Here is a 20,493-nt window from a genome sequence, read left to right on the forward strand (position 1 = left end):
GCCATGCCTGCACCGCCACGGCGGAGCGACGCTATGTCCCGGCGCCGCGGAGGCGGCTCGCCTTGCGCTCCCTGAGCCGCTCGATCACCGCGACGAGCCTCGGGTCGTCGCGGCGCCGGACGTCGAGCCGCATGCCCTTCAGCGCGTTGCACCGGCCGCACGCGAGCGCCAGGTTGTCGAGCGCGTCCGTCCCGCCGTGCGCGCGCGGGACGATGTGCTCGATCGTCGCGCGCTGGATGGGCTCGCCGTCGAGGCCGACGACCACGTGCGACAGGCAATGGATGCACTTGCCCGCCCACGCCGCCTGACCCCGGATCTCTGTGCGCTCGAACGTCGCGTCGGTCGCCACGATATCGAGGATGAGCCGCCGCCGCGCCGCCTTCACGGCGCCCGATCGTAGTCCCACGGCGCGGCGCCCGCACGCGGTTCGCGAAAGGCCTGGAGGTGGGCTATGGAGCCCGGGAGCCGGCGCGCGCCCGCGGCGGCAGACGGTCAGGGCGCGATCGTCGATCACGCGCGCTCCGTCACGCTCCGTGACCCGCGCGGGGGAGAAGCCATGAAGTCGAAGACCGATTATTTCTACTTCGAGACGAAGGCCAGGCGCGAGCTCATCAATGTCACCGATCGCGTCGCGGCCGTCGTCGCCGCCAGCGGCATCCGGGAGGGCATGGTCCTCGTGAGCGCCATGCACATCACCGCCGGCGTGTTCGTGAACGACCACGAGCCGGGCCTCTGGGAGGACATCTGGGCGTGGCTCCAGCAGCTCGCCCCCGAGGGGCCCGACTACAAGCACCACAGGACCGGCGAGGACAACGGCGACGCCCACCTCAAATCGATCCTCGTGCACCACCAGGTGATCGTGCCGATCACCGCGGGGAAGCTCGATCTCGGGCCCTGGCAGCAGATCTTCTACGCGGAGTTCGACGGCGGCCGGCGCAAGCGTGTCGTCGTGAAGGCGATGGGGGAGTGACGCCGCCGGCCGACGCGCGGGCTCCGCGGGCGACAAGGTCGAGGGGGCTCGTCTCCCTAGCCGCCAGCGTGCGCCGCGGGTGGCGGCGCGTGGGGCCTCGCGGCGCCGTACTCCCTCGCCCCGCGCTGCATGAGCGAGGCGATCGCGCCGAGCGCGTCAGTCCAGGCCTTCTGGTGCGCCGGGGACCAGTCCGCCGCCGCGACCTCGGCCATCGCGGAGATCAACGCGTCGGCGACCCAGGGGTACATCGCGTCCGTGACGCCGTAGTCGACGTGCTTCGCCCCCATCGCCATGAGCTTCTCCTCGAGCCACGACGCGTCCTCCAGCCGGTCGATGACCGCGGCGAGCGCCTCCGTGAGCATCTTCTCCTGCTGCTCCTGGCTATTGCGCCCGAAGAGCGGCTTCACCTGCGGATACCGAGAGAACAGGATCCCGTAGAAACGGTGCGTGAGGTTGGGCTCCCTCTCGATCACGAGCTCGAAGCTCTCCCGCAGCAAGCCAACGTTCAATCCCATGACAAACCTCCAGGCCGGGCGCTGCGCCCGTGCTAGCCGTCGTCGGCGGTCGATTCCCCCGTCGGCGCGCGCTGGCCGAACGCGCTCGCACGGGCTGTGCCAGGGGCGTTTCTCCGCGGATCGCGTCGATCTCGCCGGCTCGGCGCGCCCGTCGACAAGCGGCGGTTTCCCATGGGAAACCCGGCCGGCTGCCGAGGGCGGCCGCTCCGGCGGCGCCCACCCGCGCGCCGGCCCGCCGCGCGCCTTGCTCCGCTGCACCTCACGGTGTTTCCTGCCGGAGTCTCCGACAGGAAACCTCCGTCGCACCCGTCTCCTCGAGGAACCCGCGTGACCCTGCTCGACGCCGTGCTCAGCCTGTCGGAAGCGCCCGCCCGCGACGAGGCGCTGCAGCGGATCCTGCGCGCGCTCGCGCGGGTGACGGCGGCGGACGCGCTCTCGGTGCTCACGGCGGCGGAGGACGGCTCGGTCGGCGTCGCCGCCCAGATCGGGCTGTCGCCGGCCGCCCTGGGGATGAGCTTCCGGCCCGCGGAGCACCCGCGGCTCCGCAGGGCGACGCAGGCGGCCGGGCCGATCCGGTTCCTCGACCCGAGCGAGCCTGATCCCTACAGCGGCTGGCTGCTCGGCAGTCATGGAGAGATCCATCCGATCCACGCCTGCATGGCCGTGCCGCTGCACGTGCAGGGCCGCCTCGCCGGGCTGCTGACGCTGGACGCCTGCGATCCCCACGGCCTCCGCGGCCTGCACGACGAGGACGCGCGCGTGTTCGCGGGGCTCTGCGCCGGCGCGCTGCGGCTCGACGCCGGGCTGCTTGACGCCCGCCCGGAGGCGCGCCGCGCGCTCGGCCCGGCGTCGAGGGGCCCGGCACCGGCGAGCGGATCGGCCGGGATGCAGCGGATCGAGCGCGAGATCGCGGTGCTCGCCCCGCTGTCGGTGCCGGTGCTCGTCACGGGCGAGACGGGCGTGGGGAAGGAGCTCGTCGCCCGCGCGCTGCACGAGCGATCGCCCCGGGCGAGCCGGGCGCTCGTGATCGTCAACTGCGCGGCGATCCCAGCGCAGCTGGTCGAATCCGAGCTCTTCGGCCACAGGAGAGGCGCGTTCACCGGCGCCACGGCCGCGCGCGCCGGCAGGTTCGAGGCGGCGCACGGCGGGACGATCTTCCTCGACGAGATCGGCGAGCTCCCGCTCTCGGCGCAGGCGCAGCTCCTGCGCGCGCTCCAGGAGGGGGAGATCCAGCCCGTGGGCGAGGACCGGGCGCGCCGCGTCGACGCGCGGGTCGTCGCGGCGACGAACCGCGATCTCCGGCGCGAGGTGGCCGAGGGGCGCTTTCGCGCCGATCTGTTCCATCGGCTCTGGGTCTACCCGATCTGCGTGCCGCCCCTGCGCGAGCGGCGCGAGGACATCCCCGCCCTCTGCGAGCGCTTCGCCGCCGAGCTCGCGGCCGAGCTCGGCGCGGGGCGGGTGGACTTCACCGAGCCGGCGCTGAGCGCGCTCGCGCAGGGAGCGTGGCCGGGCAACGTCCGGGAGCTGAAGAACGCCGTGGAGCGCGCCGTGCTTCGCCGGACGATCACGGAGGGCAAGAGCGCAGCCGGCAGGGCGATCGTCGTGCGGCGCGAGGATGTCGACGCGATCGATGGCGGCGCGCCGGAGCGCTCGCCCGCCCCGCGGATCGAGCTCCCCGGAGAGCGGCTGCGGCTCGCGGACGCGCTGCAGGGGCAGCCCGTCGAGCCGCTGGCAGAGGCGCTCGAGAGGGCCCGCCGCGAGGCGTTCGCCCGAGCGTTCCGGGCAGCAGGCGGCAACGCGGCGACGGCCGGGCGGCTGCTCGGGCTGAGCCGATCGTTCGCCTACAAGGAGGCGGTGCGCCTCGGGCTCATCCCTCCGGCCGGGCCGCGCAAGCGCTGAGGAGCCCGAGCGAGACGCCGTCCTCTCGAAGGGCGGAGCGCAGCACCTCCACGGAGGACGACGCTCAGCGCGCCGGCTCGGGGGTGCCGATCCCCTCGAGCGGCACGCGCGCGAGCGCGGTGTAGCGCGCCCCCTTCGGGGTCAGCTCGCTCTGGTAGACGATGATCTCCTCGATCCGCGTCTCGCCGAAGTCGACGCTGCCGACCGCCTGAGCGCAGGCGTCGAGCGCCGGATCGCCGCGCGGATCGCGCGAGCGGGCGAGGGTGAGGTGCGGCTCGAACGGCCGGTCCTCCGGCACGTAGCCCGTCGACATCGAGAGCGTCTGCTCCAGGTCGCGGTGGATCGCGGTGAGGGCGCCGACCGCGCCGCCCACGCCGAGCCAGAGCACGCGGGGGCGACGCCGCGTTCCGAACGCGCCGCCCTTCTCGATGCGCAACGCGAGCGGCCTGTGGAATGCGGCGACGCTCCCGGCAGCAGCGATGACGAGCGGCAGGCGCTCCTCTCCGATCTCGCCCATGAAGGCGAGCGTGATATGCAGCCCAGCAGGCTCCACCCACTTGGCGGACGGAGCCCGTGGCGAGATCTCCCGCAGGAGATCTCCGACCTTGGCGAGGAGCTCGGCTCCCGGATCAACGGCGACGAAGACGCGCACAGCTCACCTACGCTCACCCACGCTCAATTACCACCCACAGACTTCACCCTTGTTCTGCTCCTTGAGCCACCTCCGGAGGGGCTCGAAGTACTCCAGCATCGCGCCCGGATCGGCGGCGGTCTCCCCCGTCACCGCCTTCATCGCCTCCTGCCACGGGCGGCTCGCGCCGAGCGAGAGCATGGCGCGCAGCTTCTCGCCCGCCGCCGCGCTGCCGTAGATCGAGCACGTGTGCAGCGGCCCCGTGTGCCCGGCCGCCTTGCACAGCGCGCGGTGGAACTGGAACTGGTAGATGTGCGCGAGGAAGTAGCGCATGTACGAGACGCCGGCCGCGACGTGGAACTTCGCCCCCGGGTCGAAATCGGCCTCGCTGCGCTGCACCGGCGGCGCGACGCCCTGGTACTTCAGCCGCAGCGCCCACCACGCCGCGTTGTAGTCGGCCGGCTTCGTCCTGCCCGAGAAGACATCCCACCGCCACTGGTCGATGAGCTTGCCGAACGGGAGGAACGCGATCTTGTCGAGCGCCTTCTTGAAGAGGAAGTTGATGATCCCCTTCTCGTCCTGGGACACCCTGTCGAGCAGCCCCAGCGACATCAGGTAGCTCGGCGTCACGGAGAGGGCCAGCGTGTCCCCGATCCCCTCGTGGAAGCCTTCGTTGGCGCCCGACTGAAAGAGGATCGGGAGCTTGTAGTACTGGTGGAAGTAATAGACGTGCCCGAGCTCGTGGTGGATCGTGATGAGATCCTCCTCGCTCGGCTCGATGCACATCTTGAGGCGGAGATCGTCCCGGTCGCCCACGTCCCAGGCGTTCGCGTGGCAGACGACCTCGCGGTCGGCCGGCTTCCTGAGCAGCGATCGCTCCCAGAAGGTCGCCGGCAGCGGGTCGAACCCGAGCGAGGTGAAGAACCGCTCGCCGAGCGAGACCATCTTCTTCTCGTCGAGCTTCTTCGCCTTGATCTTGCGCGTCACGTCGAGCGAGGGCTGGCCCTTGTACGGCTCCATGAGCGCGTAGACGTTCGACCACTCCTGCGCCCACATGTTGCCGAGGAGGTGCGCCGGGATCGGGGCCTTCTCGCCGATCCTGTCCTTGCCGTAGATGGCGCGCAGCCTGGCGCGCACGTAGCAGTGCAGCTCGTCGTAGAGCGGCTTCACCTTGCCCCAGAGCCGCTCGGTCTCGGCCTCGAACGCGTCGGGGGGCATGTCGTAGCCGGCTCGCCAGAGCGCGCCGACGTCCGGGAGGCCGAGCTCCGCGGCCCCCTTGTTGCCGAGGGCGACGTAGCGCTCGAACTTCGGCCGGAGCGGCGGGGCGATCGCGTGCCAGCCCGCCCACGCGTCGAGCAGCTCGTCCCAGTCACGGCTGGTCTTCAGGATGCTGGAGAGCTCGTCGAGCGCGAGGCACTTCGGCTCGGCCCCTGCGCCCGCGGGCGCAGCCCCGCGGGCTGCGGTCGCCGCCCGCCCTGGCCTGGCCTTCGGGCAGTGCTTGCCCTTGCCGTACAGGCTCGTCATCTCGACCGAGAGCGCGGCGAGCTCGGCGCGCGCCGCCGGATCGCTCGGAGCTGGAAGGGAGGTCGATATCTTGAGGAGCGCCAGCTGGCGGGAGACATCCGCGGGCAACGCGAGCCCGTCGAAGCGCGCCGCCGCCTTGATCGTGCGGCTCAGGTACTCCATGCTCGCCTCCTCGGCAGAGGCGGCGAGCGCGTCGGTGTCGTCCGTGAGGTAGGTCTGGTTGACCCAGGACGCGCGCGCGGACTGGATCCGCAGCCTGCGCAGCTCCCGGTCGACGGCGGCCACGAAGGCCTGCGCCTCGGCCGGGCCGGGCGGCGCCGCCCGCTGGGGGGCGGCCTCCGGCCGGGCCCCCACGGGCGCCGGGGTCGCGGGCGCCTCCTCACCTTGGCGCGGCGGCGCTGGCGCCGTCGTCGGCGAAGCGGCGCCGCTGCACGCCGCGCCCAGCCCGAGCGCGACGAGCATCAGCGGACGCGCGATGGCCGTCCGGGCGAGGGCAAAGCGGACCACGGGCCCTTCATACACGCCGGACCGTGCCGAGGGAACCAGGAGCGACGTGCGATCGTCGGGGCGCGGCCCCGCCGCGCCGCCCCTCGGGATCCACCCGCCCCCCGGGATTCACCCGCACCGTCCGCTGTTCACCTGCACCACCCGCCCGTCGCACGGCTCGGCGCGACCAGGACGAACCACCCCGCGGTGACGGCTGCCATGCGGCGGGGAACTGCCGTTACAATGCGCACCCACCATGAGGAATGCCCTCGCGCCCAGGCCCACGATCTCGGCGGTCCTCGGCCTCGCCGCCACCGCCCGCCCGGCGCCCCGCTCGCCCGCAGGGCGGGCGAGCGGCCGCCGCTTGCCGGCCCGATGCAGCTGCTCCCGGTTGCCTCGCAGCGCGAGGCGGCGAAGCGCTGCGACGAGCTGCGACCTCGACGCGAGGTGCAGGCCGACGCCCCACCCCGAGGCGCAAGCCACGACCTCCTGCGCACCGAGCGACGGCCATGAGTGAGCTCGAAAATTTCTCGTTCGTGATCCCCGGCGAGCTCGCCGGCATGGCCTACCCCCACGCGCCCCAGGCGGTCGAGGAGCTCGCGGAGCTCGGCTTCCGCAGCCTGGTGTCGCTCTCGCGCCGGGCGCCGCCGCCCGCGGCGGTGGGTCCGCTCATCCACCTGCATTGCCCGCTCGCCGACTTCACGCGCATCCCGAGCGTGGACCTCCTCCGCGCCGTGGCGTTCCTCGGCCGGGCGCCGCGGCCGATCGCCGTTCACGGGGAGGGCGGCGTCGGGCGCACCGGCGTCGTGCTGGCGTGCCGCCTCGTGTCGCTGGGCAGGTCGGCGGCCGAAGCCATCGCCGAGGTGCGGCGCGTGCGGCCGGGCTCCATCGACGACCCCGAGCTCGAGGCGTCGGTCGCGGAGTTCGAGCTGTTCTACCGGAGCGCGCACGAGCAGATGACGCCGGCCCCCTTCAACTTCGCGCCCGCGTCGCCGCTCGACAGGATCGTCCACGGCGCGGAGCGGCCCGGCTTCGGGATGGCGCTCTGGTCGGCTTCCGGGATCCGCTCTTCGGTGGTCGCGCCGCCGAGCTCGACCTCACAGCCGGATCCGAGCGACGCGCCCGTCGAGGCGTGGCTCGCCTTCATGGCGCGGCACGGCATGCGCGAGGTGCTCTGCCTGCTCGACGAGGGAGAGCTGGCGCTCCACCGGATCCCGCTCCTCGGCCGCTACCAGCGCGAGTTCCTCCGGGTGACGCACGTGCCGCTCGAGGGGGGCGCGCTCCCCTCGCCCGACGCGCTGGAGCGCGCGCTCGACGCGCTCAGGCGCGCCGAGTCCAGCGGCGCGCCCGCCGTCGTGCACTGCGCGTCCGGCGCGGGCCGCGCGGGCGTCGTGCTCGCAGCGTGGCTGCGCGCCCGGCACGGCCTCTCCCCCGAGGCGGCGATCGGCGCGGTCCGGGATCACGCGCGGCACTTCGGCGCGCACCGCGACCCGCTGAAGGCAGGGCCGGCGGCGCGCGATCTCATCGCGGGCGTGCCGGCGCTCGCGTGAGCGCGCCGCTTGCGTGAGCGCGCCGCTTGCGTGAGCGCGCCGCTTGCGTGAGCGCGCCGCTCGCGTGAGCGCGCGGGCCGGCATCGGCGCCGTCCCGCGGCCGGGCGGCTTCGAGCGTCACCCGCCGGCGCTTGGTCCGGGCCTCGCGCGCCGGTGCTCGCGGTACATGCGCAGGGCGAACGCGCCGGCCGGCTCGCCGCGGAGCCCTTCGACGAGCGCGCGGAGATCGGACGGCAGCTCGGAGGGCGGCGGGAGCGGCGACGGGTGGTGCTCGGGCGCGAGCAGCGGCGCGGCGAGCGCGGCGAACGTGAGATCGGCGGCCGAAAAACGGTCGCCGACGAGGAACGGGCGCCCATCGCGCAGGCGCTCGTTCACCGCGTCGAAGACCGCGCGGACCTTGCCTCGCGAGCGCTCGGCGGCGGCGGCGTCGATGCGCATGGCGCGCTTCATGACCGCCCGCGCGACCGGGTAGTAGGCGCGGAAGGTGCCGCGCCCGAACCACCAGGGCAGCGCCGCGCCGGCGCCCTCGAGCGAGCGGAACGACCCGCCCATCAAGGCGAACGCGCCCTCCGCGTCGGGCAGGAGGTGAAAGTACGCGACGCGGCGGGTCGCGGGGCCGAGGTCGACGTCGAAGCGCTCCTCGAGCGCCTCGACCTCGGCGCGGCCCGCGTCGGGCTCGCGGGAACCCTGGAAGAAGAGCGCGCGCTCCGGCGGCACGAGCGTGTCGGCGTAGCGCAGGATGTCGGTCGAGTCGTGGAGCACGCCCGCCGGCGAGACGAGCACCGGGACGGAGCGGCGCCCGCCGGCCCGCAGCGCCGGGAGCGCGTGGGCGAGCGGGAGGTAGGCGTCCTCCCTGTACGGCGCGCCGGCGCGATCGAGCGCCCACCGCGCCTTCTCGCAGAAGTGGCTCCAGGGAATGGTGATGAGGCGGAGGGGCGCGCCCGCGCCAGGATCAGACATCAGATCTCCAAGGGCTACCGCGGGGCGCATCTTCGTGCGCTGCGGGCTAAGCCGCGTCGTTCGGCTCGCTGCGGCGTACTTTCGTACGCCTCACTCGCCTGCCTGGCGGTTGAGCCCGCATCACACGAATCTGCACCCCGCCATGGGAACGACCCGGGCGCGACGCGCCTCAGCGCCGGATCTCGAAGAGGTGGATGCCGTACGCGGGGAGCTCGACGCCGAGGCCGCGCGACAGATCGACGAGCTCGTCGCCGTCGCGCGGGTGCTCGTTGCCGGTCATGAGGTCGGCGAGCAGGACCTTGCGGCCGGCGATGCCGGCGATGTCGAGCGGGATGCGGCACCCGCTGCGCGACGGGGCGAAGTTGATCACCGCCACGAGGGGCGCCGCGCTCCGCGGCGCGCCGGTGGCCGGGAGCGGCTCCCACCGGTACGCGACGAACGCGTCGGCGCCCGGACCGCGCGCGGTGAGCGTGGCGAAGCTCCCGGTGCGCAGGATGGGGCGGCGCACGGCCGCGAGCAGCCGCTCGTGGAAGGCGAGGCAGGCCTGATCGACCGGCTCCTCAGGGGCGCGGGCGAGGTGCAGCGAGGCGCGCACCGTCCGCCCCTCGAGCTGGCCGTGGTGGATGAACCGCATCCCGGGAACCGTCGCCGCGATGAACTCGGCGGCCCGGCGCCGATCCGGGGGAAGCACGGCCGCGATGCGCGGCTCGTCGTGGTGCTCGATGAAGCGGACGCTCCGCCGCTGGTAGTCGGGCGTCGCCGCGAGGTGGCCGCGGACCGACGACGCGGAGGCGTGGCTCAGCCGATCGTAAAGGCTCTTGTCGAAGGTGTAGTCGAACCCGAGCATCTGCAGGCGCCACTCGAGGTCCCAGAAGGCCTCGGCGATGAAGACGAAGCTCGGGTGGTCACGGCGGACGGCGTCGATGGCCTCGGCCCAGAACTCGCCGGTGGCCTCGGCCTTTCGCTCCGCCGGCGGGCGCTTGGACCACGTGCGCCGGAAGACGTCGTCGAGCACCAGCATCGCCATGTCGCAGCGGACGCCGTCGCAGCGCGACGCGACGCCGCGGAGCGCCTCGACGGACGCGGCGCGCGTCGCCGCGAGGCGGTAGTCGAGCTGGGCCGTGTCGGGCCACGGCGGGATGTAGGGATCGCGCCCGCTGAGCGGGGCGCCGTCGTCGCCGGCGATGAAGAGCTCGGGCTTCTCCGCCACCCAGTGGTGATCGCGCGCGACGTGGTTGGGGACGAAGTCGAGGATGACCCCGATGCCGCGCGCCGCGAGGCGCCGGCGCAGATCCGCGAGGCCGGCGTCGCCGCCGAACGCGGGGCTCACCTCGTAGCGCGCGACCGCGAACGGGGAGCCCGCCACGTCGGCCTCGGTCCAGTCCGGCAGCACGCGGTCGTACTCGGCGCGCAGATCGGGATCCGTGAGCGAGCGGCGCGGGCCCTCCTCGCCGAGCGTCCACACGCCCATCAGGTGCACGTAGTCGACCCCGAGCGCGGCGAGCCGGTCGAGCGCCGCGTCGGGCACGCTGGCGAGCGTCACCCTGGCCTTGGCAGCGCGCGAGAGCTCGTGGAGCCAGACGCGCACGAAGATCGCGTACAGCAGGGGGTGCTGGTGGGCAGGGACTAGGGAGCTCATCGATTGGATTGGCGACGGCGGGCCCGCGAGGGAGTCGCGGAAAGCGGACGTCGGCGGAGGATTGTCTGCGGGCTCGGGTGGTCCCTGCAAGGGCGATCACGATGTGCTGCAGGCGCGGCCGGCCGAGGCCGCGCGCGAAACGTCCAGCACAGAGGCTGCCTCGCTCGATCCCGGGCGCTCGCGGCGCGGGCGCTGTCAGGCGCGGCGCGCGCGGCGCTCGCCGCGCCTTCGCGCGAGCGCGGCGGCCGCGCCGAGGGCGACGAGCGGCAGGGCGAGGGGCGTCGCGGCCTCGTCGGGCGAGAGCCGGCAGCCGCAGCCGCCCTGCTTGGGCTCCACCGGCGGCGGCGCCTCGGTGGGCGGCGCGTCGTCGACGGGCGCCTCCGCCTCGGCGGCGCCTTCCGCGGGCGCGCCCTCGGACGCCTCTTCCTTGGCGGGCTCGTCGCTCTTCTCGGCCTCGGCCTTGCCCGCCTTGTCGTCCTTCTTTTTCTTCTCGCCGCTGAAGACGATCGCGCGGCGATCGATGACGGGGTTGTCGCCCTGGAGGGTGATCTTCTGCTTCTGCCCCATCTGCACGCCGTCGCTCGCGCGCTTGATCACGAGCTCGTACTCGCCGGCCTCGAAGCCCCGATCGCGCCGGAGGACGAAGTCGAACTTGGTGATCGCGAAGATCTTGCCGCTGCCGTCGGAGAAGCCGACGTCCATGCTCTCGTTGATCGACTGCTGGTTCTGGAGCGGGATGCGGACGAGGATCGGCGTCTCGGGCGACTTGTCGGTGAGCGCTCGCTCGTAGTGCACCGTCGGCGTGAACGAGAACAGCATCGGGATGTGCCCGAGGTGCGGCATCGCTCCGTAGTTCATCGTCATCTTGAGCTTCCATCGGCCGTCGTCCTCCTTGGGCGAGCGGTCGACGATGGTGACGGTGCCCGCCGCATGCGCGGCGCTCGCGGGCAGCCACGCCCCGATCAGCGCGAGCGCGGCGGCGACCACGCGCGCGGCGAGGAAGAGGCGGCGCGCCGCGCCGGGCTGGGTCGCGGCGGGGCGGGCGTGAGGACGCTCGGCGCGCGGACGCCGCGCGCCGAGCTGAGACAGGGGACCGGTTCGAGATCGGGCGGTTCGCATACGCGGCACGCTACCAGGGATTTCGCGGCAACGAGACGCGGACGAGAGGGCCGGCGGCGCGGACGAAGAGGGCCGGCGGCGCGGACGAAGAGGGCCGGCGGCGCGGACGAGAAGATCACCGCCAGCGTGGACGAGACGGCGACCGCCAGCGCGCGGGGCTCAGTCCGGGAACCAGAGCAGCGCGTCGGAGGTGGGCTTGTAACAGGCCTGGCGGCCCGCCTCCTCGTTGTCGGTGCAGCTCGCGTTCTCGAGGCAGTCGATGATCTCGTAACGGCCAGTGGCGTTGTAGATGGTGGTAAACATCGCGCGCTGGGCCCCCTCGAGCTTGCTGAACGCGCTCTTGCACGCGGGGACGGGCACCCTCTCGCAGCGGGCCATGCGCGCGCAGCGGGACTCGATGACCTGCGCCGCCGTGGGCTCGTCCGGGTTGAGCTTGACGGCCACCTCGTCGTTGCACTCCAGGATGATCTGGCTCCGGTCCGGCGAGCTCTCGGTGGCGGCCTCCATGCGGCGCGAGAAGCAGCTCGTCATCGCGCGGAGGTACGTGGGCGACGCGGTCGGGTAGGCGGCCTTGCACGCGTTGAGGTGCTCCCAGGATGCGCCGGCGCGCTGGAGCTTGGCGAGCGCGGCGCACCACTCGGCCTGGGCTGCGATGACACCGTCGCGATCGGGGAAGCTGGTGGGCCGCTCAGAGCAAGCGTTCAGCTCGAGCATCGACGCAGCCACCGCGATCGGCAGGGCCAAGGATCGAAGGGCGGGCATGGGCGGGACCCTAGCACGAGAGCCCCGCCGACGCGGAATCTCCGGATACCCACCGCCCGTCATGGCCGGTTTGGCAGAAGCTCGCAGCGGAGCCTCGCGCCCCCGCCGCCGCGGAGGGCGGCGGCGGCGCCGGGGCCGAAGACCACACCGAGGTCCAGCCCACCCCGGGCCGCGGCGCGGATCTCGATCGCCTCGACGCACAGGGCGCCGGGGCCGCCGGCGAGCAGCGCGGCGCCGGGGGCATCCCCGTCGAACAGCGGCGCCCCGCTCCTCGAGGCCACCCGCAGCGCGGCGGGCAGCTCGGCGATGAACCGGTGCGACGGTCGCGCGCCGCCGCAGCCGCCGGCGCCGATCTCCGCGAGCGACGCGAGGGTCCCGAGCGGCTCGAGCGGGCCGACCTCGCCACGGGCGACGTCGATCGGCCCTGCGACGACCTCCCCCGAAGCGACGGAGTAGCCGATGAGGGCCACGCCAGGAACGTCGAGCCGGCGTCCCAGGGTGAGGCGGGCGCCCGCGAGCTCGGGGACACGCGCGAGCCCGAAGGCCGGGAAGGTGCCCTGCCGCACCGCGACGACGAAGCTGCGCCTTCCGGCGTCGAGGGCGAGCAGCTCGCCGCCCGGCAGGTCGACCGCGGCGGCGATCGTGCCGGCGTGGTCGAACGGCAGGAGCGCAGGCGGCTCGGCGCCCGCGCGGACGCGGAGGCCGCGCCGCCCCTGCGGCCCGCTCGCGTCGAACAGCAGCAGGAGATCCGCAGGCGCCCTGGCGCCGGGCGCGAGCAGCACGGGGACAGCATCGCCGGACACCACGCCGAGCGAGCCGTCGCGGAGCGACAGGCGGCGCGGCGCTTCGGCGCGCGCGAACGGAAGGAGCACGCTCGCGGTGAAGGTGCCGTCGCGGAGCGCGCCCAGGGGAGAGGACGGGGCGGTCGACAGCGAGACGACCGGGAGCTCGCCGCCGGTCAGACGGGCCGTCGCGGGCTCGCCGCCTGCCGCGGGCATGCCCCGGGGAGCGCGGCGATCGGGGAGGCGACCCGAGGGGCGCGGCGCCGGGGCGACCGACGGCGGTGGGAAGGAGGACGGGTCGTCGTCGAGGCGGCAGGAAACGAGCGGCGGAGGGGAGGCGCGGAGCGCTGGGTTCGCCGCAGGAGCGAAGGGCGGCGCGCTGCGCGGCGAGGGCGGAGGGCCGCCCCAGCCGAGGCGGACGAGGCCGTGCTCACCCATCACGCAGCCGATCGGGGAGCACGCGAAGGGGGCGCCCTCGTCGAAGGGAGGCTCGATCTGGCGTGCGGGCGGGCCCTCGGCCGGGCGCCACGAGCGGCCGCCGTCGGTCGACTCGAAGAAGGCCGGCGGGTCGTCGCCGGTGGCGGCGAGCGCGAACCGCCCGCCGACGACGACGTTCTGGACGCCGGCCGGGAGGGGAAAGACGGTGACGCCGCCGCGCGCGTCGATGCGCAGGCCGGCGATGCGGCCGCCGCGGCGGCGCGAGAGCAGCGGCTCCGCTCGACGGGCGCGCGCGGGAGAGCCCGCCTCCGGCAGCGCATCGCGGGCGGGCGAGACGCCGTCGACCTCCTCGGGCAGGTGCAGCCAGCCGCGCACGGCGCCGTCGTCGTCCTCCCAGAAATCGGTGTCGATGAGGCGCGGCGATGCGGCATCGCCGGACCCCGGGAAGGCGCCGCCCACGAGCGCCGGCAAGGCGCCGCCCGCGAGCGCCGGCAAGGCGCCGCCCGCGAGCGCCGGGTCGCGATCGCGCACGCGGACCACGCGGACGCCTTCGGGTGGACCCACAGGACGACGTTCGCGCCCGCGCACGGGAGGGCCGGGGGGCGACCTCCGCGGCGCGCCGTCCTCCTCCTCGATCTCGGAGGTCCGGCGCCCTTCCCCTTCGTCCTCCTCGGAGGGCCGCGGCCCCCTCGACGCCTCCAGCACGAGCGCGGTGACGGTCCCGCGCTCGCCGACGATCCAGCGGTAGAGGCGGTCGGCGTCCTCGCCCTCGATCCGGCGCTCGACCCAGCGGCCGCCGCCGACGCGAACGCACACGCGTGCAACGCCTTGCTCTGCGGGCTCGCGGCTCGCGGCGTCCTCTTGCGGCTCGTCCGGCGCCGGCCGCGCGGAGCGCCGGGGCCATGGCGTCTCGTCGTCCGTCGGGACGACGTCTCCCGGGCTCTCCGGAAAGTCGTGGAGCCCAGGGGGAACGCTGCCGCACCGGCCGATGAAGGCGAGGCGACCGCGATCGTCGCCGACGAACGCGCCCGGAGAGCTCGCGATCGGATCGGGGCCTCGGCTGCGGGGCGGGAACGTGGCCTCCAGCCGTGGCGCGGAGAGCGTCGTCTCGAGCCGGAGCACCTGGGCGGCCTCGTGCGCGCACGCGAGCAAGACGTCATCGCCCGACCGGAACGGCTGGCAGCGCGCATAACTCGGGTCGAGGCTCTCGATCTCCGCCTCCGCGAGGGGCTGGGCGGTCGCCGCCGCGAGCACCGCGAGGCCGCCGTCGCGAGCGACGAGCAGCCTGCCGCCAGGGAGGAGAGCGCCGGTGGCCGCGGCCAGCGCGACCCCCACCGGAGCGAGCGCGCGGGCCGAGGTGGTGCCGAGCGGAAGGCCCCGCGGAGGCGGGAGAGAGAGCGAGGCGCTCGGCCCGGACCGCGGCGGAGCGGGCACCGCGGGTACGAGGCCGGCGGCGCTCACGTGGAGCGTGGCGCCGCCCGACGGCCCGAGGAGCGCGACCGCTCCGCCGCCGTCCTGCTCCTCGAGGAGCGACGTGGCGAGCCCGCGCGTCTCGAGCACGTCGATCCAGGTAGCGCCCCCGTCGAGGGTGACCGAGGCGCGGCCGACCAGGTCGAGGCGCGCCGCGCGGCGCGCGTCGACGGCCACCGCGTCGACGACGCCCGCGGCGCCGGAGCGGCGAACGGCGAGCGTGGAGGGATCGATCTCGAGGAGCCCCCGATCGCTGCGCAGGAGGATCGTGTCGAGGTACGGCCGCGCGCCGCCGGGAGCGCCGACGTCGGCGATGGGCGCGAGCTCGCCGAGGAAGTCGGCGGCGCGGTAGACGCGGCCCTCGGACCACAGGAGGAACCCGCCCCCGAGGCGCGCCGGGATCGACCGGAACCCGCGGAGCAGCTCGGCCGCGGGGGCGTCGGCGAGCACGACGCCTCCCTCGAGGCGCACGCGGCGCCCTTCGAAGAGCGCGGGCTCCGGGCGGGGCGCGGGCGCGCGTTCGCCGTCCCCGGCGGCGTCGAGGAGGACGCCGATGTCCTCGGTGAGGACGTAACGCGCGGGAGAGAGCGGCAGCGGGTCGGTGAGCGCGGCGGCCCGAGGCTGCGCGGGCCGCGGGGGGCGCTCCGGAGCGGCGCTGCACGCGGCGGCGAGGGAGAGCGCGAGGAGCACGCCTGCGCGGGAGGGCATCGCGGCGGCGCTCACGCGACGCATTCTAGACCATCTGAAAATCCACTGCTGGGTGCTCCTGGACGGGCAGACGGTGCGCCGCGAACGCTGCGCCCTCCGCGGCGCCCCGCGCGGTCCGGGGCCGTGCGCCGCGGCCGAGAGGACCGAGAGCGCGCGCTCAGCTCAGCGCACGCTCTCGACCGCCTTGCACTGCACCGGCTGCCGGCTCTCCTGGCCGTACAGGACGAGCGCGAGCGTGCCGCCGCCGGCGCCCTGCGCCGGCTCGCTCCGTCGCGCCGCCGCGGGGCTCGGCCCGCCGCGCCCGCGCCGATCGACGAGCCCGCCGTGCGCGCCGAGCGGCGCCGCGGGTGATGGCCCCGCGAAGCGCGCGATGAGCTTCTTCACGACGCCGGGCGGCTCGTAGAAGCCGAGGCCGCCCTCGTAGCGCTCGTCTCGTACGACGAGCTCCACGGCGTCGAGGCACGCGCGTTCGCGTGACCACCGGATCACCGCGACGCCGGCTGTCCCGGCCGCGGTGATCCCCGGCAGCGAGCCGGGCACGAGGCCGATCTCCGTGTCGAACGGCAGGACCACGCGCACCTCTGCGGCGCGCGGCGCGCACGCGGGGTCGCTGCCCGCGCCGAGCGCGCCGAGCGGGGCGAGGGCTTCCTCGGGGCCCAGGGTGCCGAGCACGGGGTCGACCGGCGAGAGCACCGCGCCGCCGTCTCCCGCCACCGCCACGAAGACGGGCGCGCCCGCGCGCGCGCCTGCGCCGAAGGCGAAGCGCGCCTGCTGCGCCGCCGTCGCGCGCGCGGTGCGCTGCACGTGGAGCTCCCGGATCGCCGGAGGCGGCCCGCCGCCCCCGGGCCGCGCGAGAGGAGCCCCGCCGCGCGCGCCGCGGAAGTCGACCGAGCTCACCGCGAGGCCGTCGTGCCGAGGGCTCAGGAACACCGCGCGCTCGCCGAGATCGACGCCGATCGCTGGCTGGGGGGCGCAGCCGCCGACCGGCCGCGTGACGCGCGCGGCGTCCAGAAGGCCGGCGAGGCACGCCTCCGCGGGGCCGGCCGCGACCGGGGCCACGCGACCGTCGCGATCGATGACGAGCCCGACCTGCGCCTCGTACGGCCGGTACGCGAGCTGGAGCAGCCCGGCGCCCGCGAGGGGCACGGTGGCGCGGTGGATCTCGGCGCGCACGTCGAGCGGCGCGATCCACGCGAGCTCCGCGTCGGCAAAGGAGGGGCCCGGCAGGCCGCCGCTGCCTGGCAGGCCAACGCTGCCCGACAGGCCAACGTTGAACGACGGCAGCCTCAGCATCCCGAGGGTGCCGAGCCGCAGCGTGCCCGCCATGCGCGACGGCGGCGCGGCGACGGCGCCGAACCCGGACGACTCCGGCACGCGCGCGGCGTCGAGCGGCCCCGCGAAGGTGCAGGCGAGCCGCGCGAGGGGCGGCGGCGCCGGAGGCCGCGCCGCCCTGTCGCGATCGGGCGGGGGCCGCGCAGCAGGGGGCGGCTCCGCCAGGGCCGCGCCGGGCGGCGACGCGGCGCGGCCTCCGCCGCCGCCGGAGCGCGGGGCCGACGCCCACCCGAGCCGGAGGAGCGTGCCGAGGCTGCAGCCCACCGCCGAGCAGGCGTTGAGGCGCGCGGCCCCGCCGCCCGGCGGCGGCGCGACGGGCGCCCACCGCTGCCCTCGATCGATCGTCTCGAAGAGCCCGCCGTCCTCGGTCTCGGCGAGCGCGAAGGGGCCCGACGCCGCGATCGAGCGCGCGCGCGCCGGCACGGCGTGGCGGCGCAGCCGACCGGCGGGGTCGATCGTGATCGGCGCGGGATCGGCCGCGTAGCCGTGCACGGGGAGCCAGCCCTCGATGGCGCCGTCCGCGCGCGCGGCGAGCGCGCGCGAGAGCAGCTCCGCCCGCTCGTCGCCGTACGGGGGCCAGAGGAGCGGCGGCTCGCCCCGCGCGAGCCGCACGACGCGCAGCGCGCCGCGCACCTCGACGCGCTCGCCGTCCGGCAGGAACGTGCCGGGGCGCGCGATGAGGGCGACCGCGCCCCCGCCGCGACGTGGGATCCAGGCGAGGACGTCGCTCGCGTCCGCCGCGTCGAGGCGGTGCTCGACCCAGTCCCCCGGCCCGCGCCGCACGCAGAACACCGCGCTCTGTTGCGTCGCGTCGCCGCCGAGCGCCCCTTGAGAGAGCGCGCGGAGATCGATCCGCGGCCTCGGCGTCCCCTCGCAGGGCCCCACGTAACCGAGCGCCTCGCCGTCGACGCCGACGAAGCGATCGGTCTCCCGCGCCGGCTCGGGCAGGAGCTCGAACGAGCGCTCGACGCGGAGCGCGCGCGCGTCGCTGGAGAGGTCGACGACGCTCGCGCGCTCCGGGCCGGCGCAGACGGCGAGCAGCGCGTCGCTCGCGCGGAACGGCGCGCACTCGCCGCTGCCCGGCGGGAGCGGCGCGACGGACGAGGCGCGGCCGGTGGCGAGGTCGACGCGGCCGATGAGGCCGTCCACGGCGAGCGCGGCCCCGCCGTCGGCGAGCGGCAGGCCCGAGGCGACCGCGTCCGCGAGCTGCTCGAACGGCCCGCGGCCGAGCCACCCGGGATCGACGCCGGCCGCCGGCGGCGCGCGCCGCACGCGGGGCTCGCCGAGGCGACCGCTCGGCTCGACGGCGCGCTCGAGGCCGAAGGCCAGCGAGGCGACGATCTCCTCGCCGCGGACGTCGAGCGCGATCGCATCGCCGAGCTCCGCCGTGACGTCGCGGTACGACGCGCCCGCGTCCAGCGTGAGGAGCGCGCGACCGAAGACGGTCAGGACGAGCGCGCGGCGCTCGCTGGCCGCCGCGGCCGCGACGAGGGACGGCGAGCCGAGCGGCCGCAGCGCGCCGCTCGCGCCCTGGACGACGAAGCTCCCGGCCGCGGTGAGCAGCCCGATGCCGTCCAGCCATGGGAACGCGCTGGCGACGTCGCCCGGCAGGGTCGCGAGCTTGCGGAGCTCCCCGCCGAAGCTCTCGGCGGCGTAGATGTCGCCGCCGCTCCAGAACAGGTAGCGCGCCGCGCCGATGGCCGCCGCGCCGGGCCGGGCCCACGCGGGGAACGCCGCGCCGCCGGCGAGCACCACGCGGTCCGCGCCCAGCGGGTCGAGCCGATCGAGGCCGTGCAGCTCGGCGCGCTGGCCGTTGACGATCGCCCTGTCGACCTCCCGGCCGCCGATGACCACGCGTTCGACCAGGCCGAGGTAGGGCTGCGCGACGTACCGGGCCGGGCCGAGCGCGACGGTCGCGGGGGCGCGGGGAGGCGGTTCGAGCGCGGCGTGCGGCGCGGCCGCCGGCTCGGCCACGCCGCACGCCGCGAGCGCGAGCGCGGCGAGGAGAGGGGCCACGACGTCCAGTCTCAGGCGGGCAGGATCCATCCCGTGCGGTGCTCGGCGCGATCGAGGGCAGGCCGCTCAGCGCCTGCGCTGCAAGAGGCGGTGAGCGGGCATGATCTGGAGCTTGCGGGTGAGCGGGCTCTCGACGGTCATACGGGTGCGGGTGGGCCTCGGCGGGCGCGAGCGCAGCCGCTCTGCGCGGCGCCGAGCGCGATGCTACCCGCGAAACGCGTCGGCCTTGAGGTTGTACCGCCTCATCCAGCGGTGCACCTGCACTCGATCTCTTCCCAGCACGCGCGCCACGGCGGCGACGTTCCCCTGGTGCCGCGCGAGCAGATCCCGAAGCACGCTCTCCTCCGGCGTGGTCCTCGGCGGCAGCGGCCCGCCCGGCGCGGACGCCCCGTCCTCCGCGGGCTCCTCGTCGTACTGCGGGTAGACGGTGGCGCGGGAATCCTCCCCGAGCTGGCTCGCGAGGGCAGCGCCCCGGGCCCCGTACGTCTTCATCCGATCGCGGATGATGTCGCTGAGATCCTGGACGCCGAACTCGGCGCCGCGATCCGCGGCGGCCCAGCGCTTCAGGAGCGCCTCGAGCTCCCGCACATTGTAGGGGAAATCGTGGTGGAGCAGGGCCGTCATGGCGACCATGCTGGGCCGGATCTCGGACCGACCGTGGCGCGCCGCGAGCGCGGTGCAGAGCAAGAACATGTCTTCCTTGCGTTCGCGGAGGGGGGGCAGGGTCACGCTGTGCTCGTTCAGACGACCGAACAGATCGGCGCGGAAGGCGCCCGTCTGCTGGAGCTTGTCGAGATCGCGGTGCGTGGCGGCGACGATCCGCACGTCGATCCGCTCGGACTGCGTCCCGCCGAGCGGCGTGAACTCCTTCGACTGGATCACCCGGAGGAGCTTCGCCTGGGCCTCCGCCGGCATGTCCCCGATCTCGTCGAGGAAGAGCGTGCCCTCGTGGGCCGCGCGGAGGATGCCCGCCCTGTCGCGGTCGGCGCCCGAGAACGCGCCGCGCCGGTGCCCGAAGAGCTCCCCCTCGACGAGGGCGGCGGGGATGGCGGCGCAGTTGACGGCCAGGAACGGGCCGCGCCGGCCGCTCCAGTCATGGAGCTGCTGGGCGAAGATCTCCTTTCCAGTCCCGCTCTCACCGCGAATCAGCACCGAGAGCTCGCTGCGCGCGATCTCGTACAGGCTGCGAGCGAGGCTCCGGGTCTGGTACCCGCCCACGATCCGCCCCATCGAGAAGCGCGGCGGCCCCTCCGGCACCTCCTGCGCCTCGAGGGTCGCGCCGTCGATGCGGTAGCGGGCGTAGCTCTCGACGTCGCGCTCGACGAACTTGAAGATGGCGTCGCCGACCCGGACCTGGTCGAGGTGCGCGATGGGCACCTCCATGACGAACTCGCCGTTGCAGAGCGTGCCGTTGCGGCCGCCGAGGTCGGTCAGCACCCAGACGCCGCCCCGCCGCTCGATCCGGGCATGATGGCGCGAAGCGCTCCGCGTCGGTACGGACACATCCGCGGTCGGATCGCGGCCGAGGACCGAGCCTTGCTCGAGCAGGGGGTACGCCGGCCGGAATTGCTCGTAATTGTCGGCGTAGAGCAACACGAGCCCCGCCCCGGCGCTGTCCTGCCGAGAGAACGGAGCACGAATTTGCATTGTCGCTGTACTATCGATGTCCTTCGACCGCTGTGTCCCGTCGCC

14 protein-coding genes are annotated in these 20,493 nt (G+C 75.0%); 3 read left to right on the top strand and 11 right to left on the bottom strand.

What is annotated here, in order from left to right:
- Positions 1-31: 31 nt before the first annotated feature.
- Complete coding sequence (locus WMF14_RS28220; RefSeq protein ID WP_437790956.1) at positions 32-385, bottom strand: HNH endonuclease; 354 nt, start codon at positions 383-385, stop codon at positions 32-34.
- A gap of 171 nt (positions 386-556) precedes the next feature.
- Here WMF14_RS28220 and WMF14_RS28225 point away from each other — a divergent pair, with 171 nt between their 5' ends.
- Positions 557-970, top strand: coding sequence for a secondary thiamine-phosphate synthase enzyme YjbQ (locus WMF14_RS28225; protein WP_437790958.1), 414 nt, complete (start codon positions 557-559; stop codon positions 968-970).
- A 56-nt stretch (positions 971-1,026) separates the two neighbouring features.
- Here the strand turns inward: WMF14_RS28225 and WMF14_RS28230 are convergent, their stop codons facing one another.
- Positions 1,027-1,485 (bottom strand): globin domain-containing protein, encoded by a 459-nt coding sequence (locus WMF14_RS28230; RefSeq protein WP_272094004.1) that lies wholly within the window; start codon positions 1,483-1,485, stop codon positions 1,027-1,029.
- A gap of 327 nt (positions 1,486-1,812) precedes the next feature.
- On the opposite strand from WMF14_RS28230, the gene norR reads away from it, so the two are divergent.
- The gene (gene norR, locus WMF14_RS28235; RefSeq protein ID WP_437790960.1) at positions 1,813-3,384 is read left to right on the top strand and encodes a nitric oxide reductase transcriptional regulator NorR; all 1,572 of its coding nucleotides are present in this window, start codon (positions 1,813-1,815) and stop codon (positions 3,382-3,384) included.
- 64 nt (positions 3,385-3,448) lie between these two features.
- On the opposite strand, the gene thpR is transcribed toward norR, so the two are convergent.
- Both thpR and WMF14_RS28245 read right to left on the bottom strand, forming a co-directional pair.
- The gene (gene thpR / locus WMF14_RS28240) at positions 3,449-4,036 is read right to left on the bottom strand and encodes an RNA 2',3'-cyclic phosphodiesterase (protein WP_437790961.1); all 588 of its coding nucleotides are present in this window, start codon (positions 4,034-4,036) and stop codon (positions 3,449-3,451) included.
- A gap of 27 nt (positions 4,037-4,063) precedes the next feature.
- Positions 4,064-6,001, bottom strand: a complete 1,938-nt coding sequence (locus WMF14_RS28245; protein WP_437804314.1) for a M2 family metallopeptidase — start codon at positions 5,999-6,001, stop codon at positions 4,064-4,066.
- 533 nt (positions 6,002-6,534) lie between these two features.
- On the opposite strand from WMF14_RS28245, the gene WMF14_RS28250 reads away from it, so the two are divergent.
- Positions 6,535-7,575 (top strand): phosphatase domain-containing protein, encoded by a 1,041-nt coding sequence (locus WMF14_RS28250; RefSeq protein WP_272094006.1) that lies wholly within the window; start codon positions 6,535-6,537, stop codon positions 7,573-7,575.
- Between the two features lie 117 nt (positions 7,576-7,692).
- Here the strand turns inward: WMF14_RS28250 and WMF14_RS28255 are convergent, their stop codons facing one another.
- From WMF14_RS28255 to WMF14_RS28285, 7 genes are all read right to left on the bottom strand, one after another.
- The gene (locus WMF14_RS28255) at positions 7,693-8,535 is read right to left on the bottom strand and encodes a glutathione S-transferase family protein (protein ID WP_437790962.1); all 843 of its coding nucleotides are present in this window, start codon (positions 8,533-8,535) and stop codon (positions 7,693-7,695) included.
- Positions 8,536-8,704: 169 nt separating this feature from the next.
- Positions 8,705-10,174 (bottom strand): alpha-amylase family glycosyl hydrolase, encoded by a 1,470-nt coding sequence (locus WMF14_RS28260; protein WP_272094008.1) that lies wholly within the window; start codon positions 10,172-10,174, stop codon positions 8,705-8,707.
- 195 nt (positions 10,175-10,369) lie between these two features.
- Positions 10,370-11,293: an MYXO-CTERM sorting domain-containing protein gene (locus WMF14_RS28265; RefSeq protein ID WP_437790964.1), complete on the bottom strand. Its 924-nt coding sequence runs from the start codon at positions 11,291-11,293 to the stop codon at positions 10,370-10,372.
- Between the two features lie 159 nt (positions 11,294-11,452).
- Positions 11,453-12,055 (bottom strand): hypothetical protein, encoded by a 603-nt coding sequence (locus tag WMF14_RS28270; protein WP_272094010.1) that lies wholly within the window; start codon positions 12,053-12,055, stop codon positions 11,453-11,455.
- Positions 12,056-12,114: 59 nt separating this feature from the next.
- Complete coding sequence (locus WMF14_RS28275; protein ID WP_437790966.1) at positions 12,115-15,468, bottom strand: hypothetical protein; 3,354 nt, start codon at positions 15,466-15,468, stop codon at positions 12,115-12,117.
- 147 nt (positions 15,469-15,615) lie between these two features.
- Positions 15,616-18,801 (bottom strand): hypothetical protein, encoded by a 3,186-nt coding sequence (locus WMF14_RS28280; RefSeq protein ID WP_437790968.1) that lies wholly within the window; start codon positions 18,799-18,801, stop codon positions 15,616-15,618.
- Between the two features lie 204 nt (positions 18,802-19,005).
- The gene (locus WMF14_RS28285; RefSeq protein ID WP_437790970.1) at positions 19,006-20,448 is read right to left on the bottom strand and encodes a sigma 54-interacting transcriptional regulator; all 1,443 of its coding nucleotides are present in this window, start codon (positions 20,446-20,448) and stop codon (positions 19,006-19,008) included.
- Positions 20,449-20,493 lie beyond the last annotated feature (45 nt).

The sequence above is a fragment of the Sorangium sp. So ce693 genome, from assembly GCF_051521375.1.
Classification (GTDB): domain Bacteria; phylum Myxococcota_A; class Polyangia; order Polyangiales; family Polyangiaceae; genus Sorangium; species Sorangium atrum.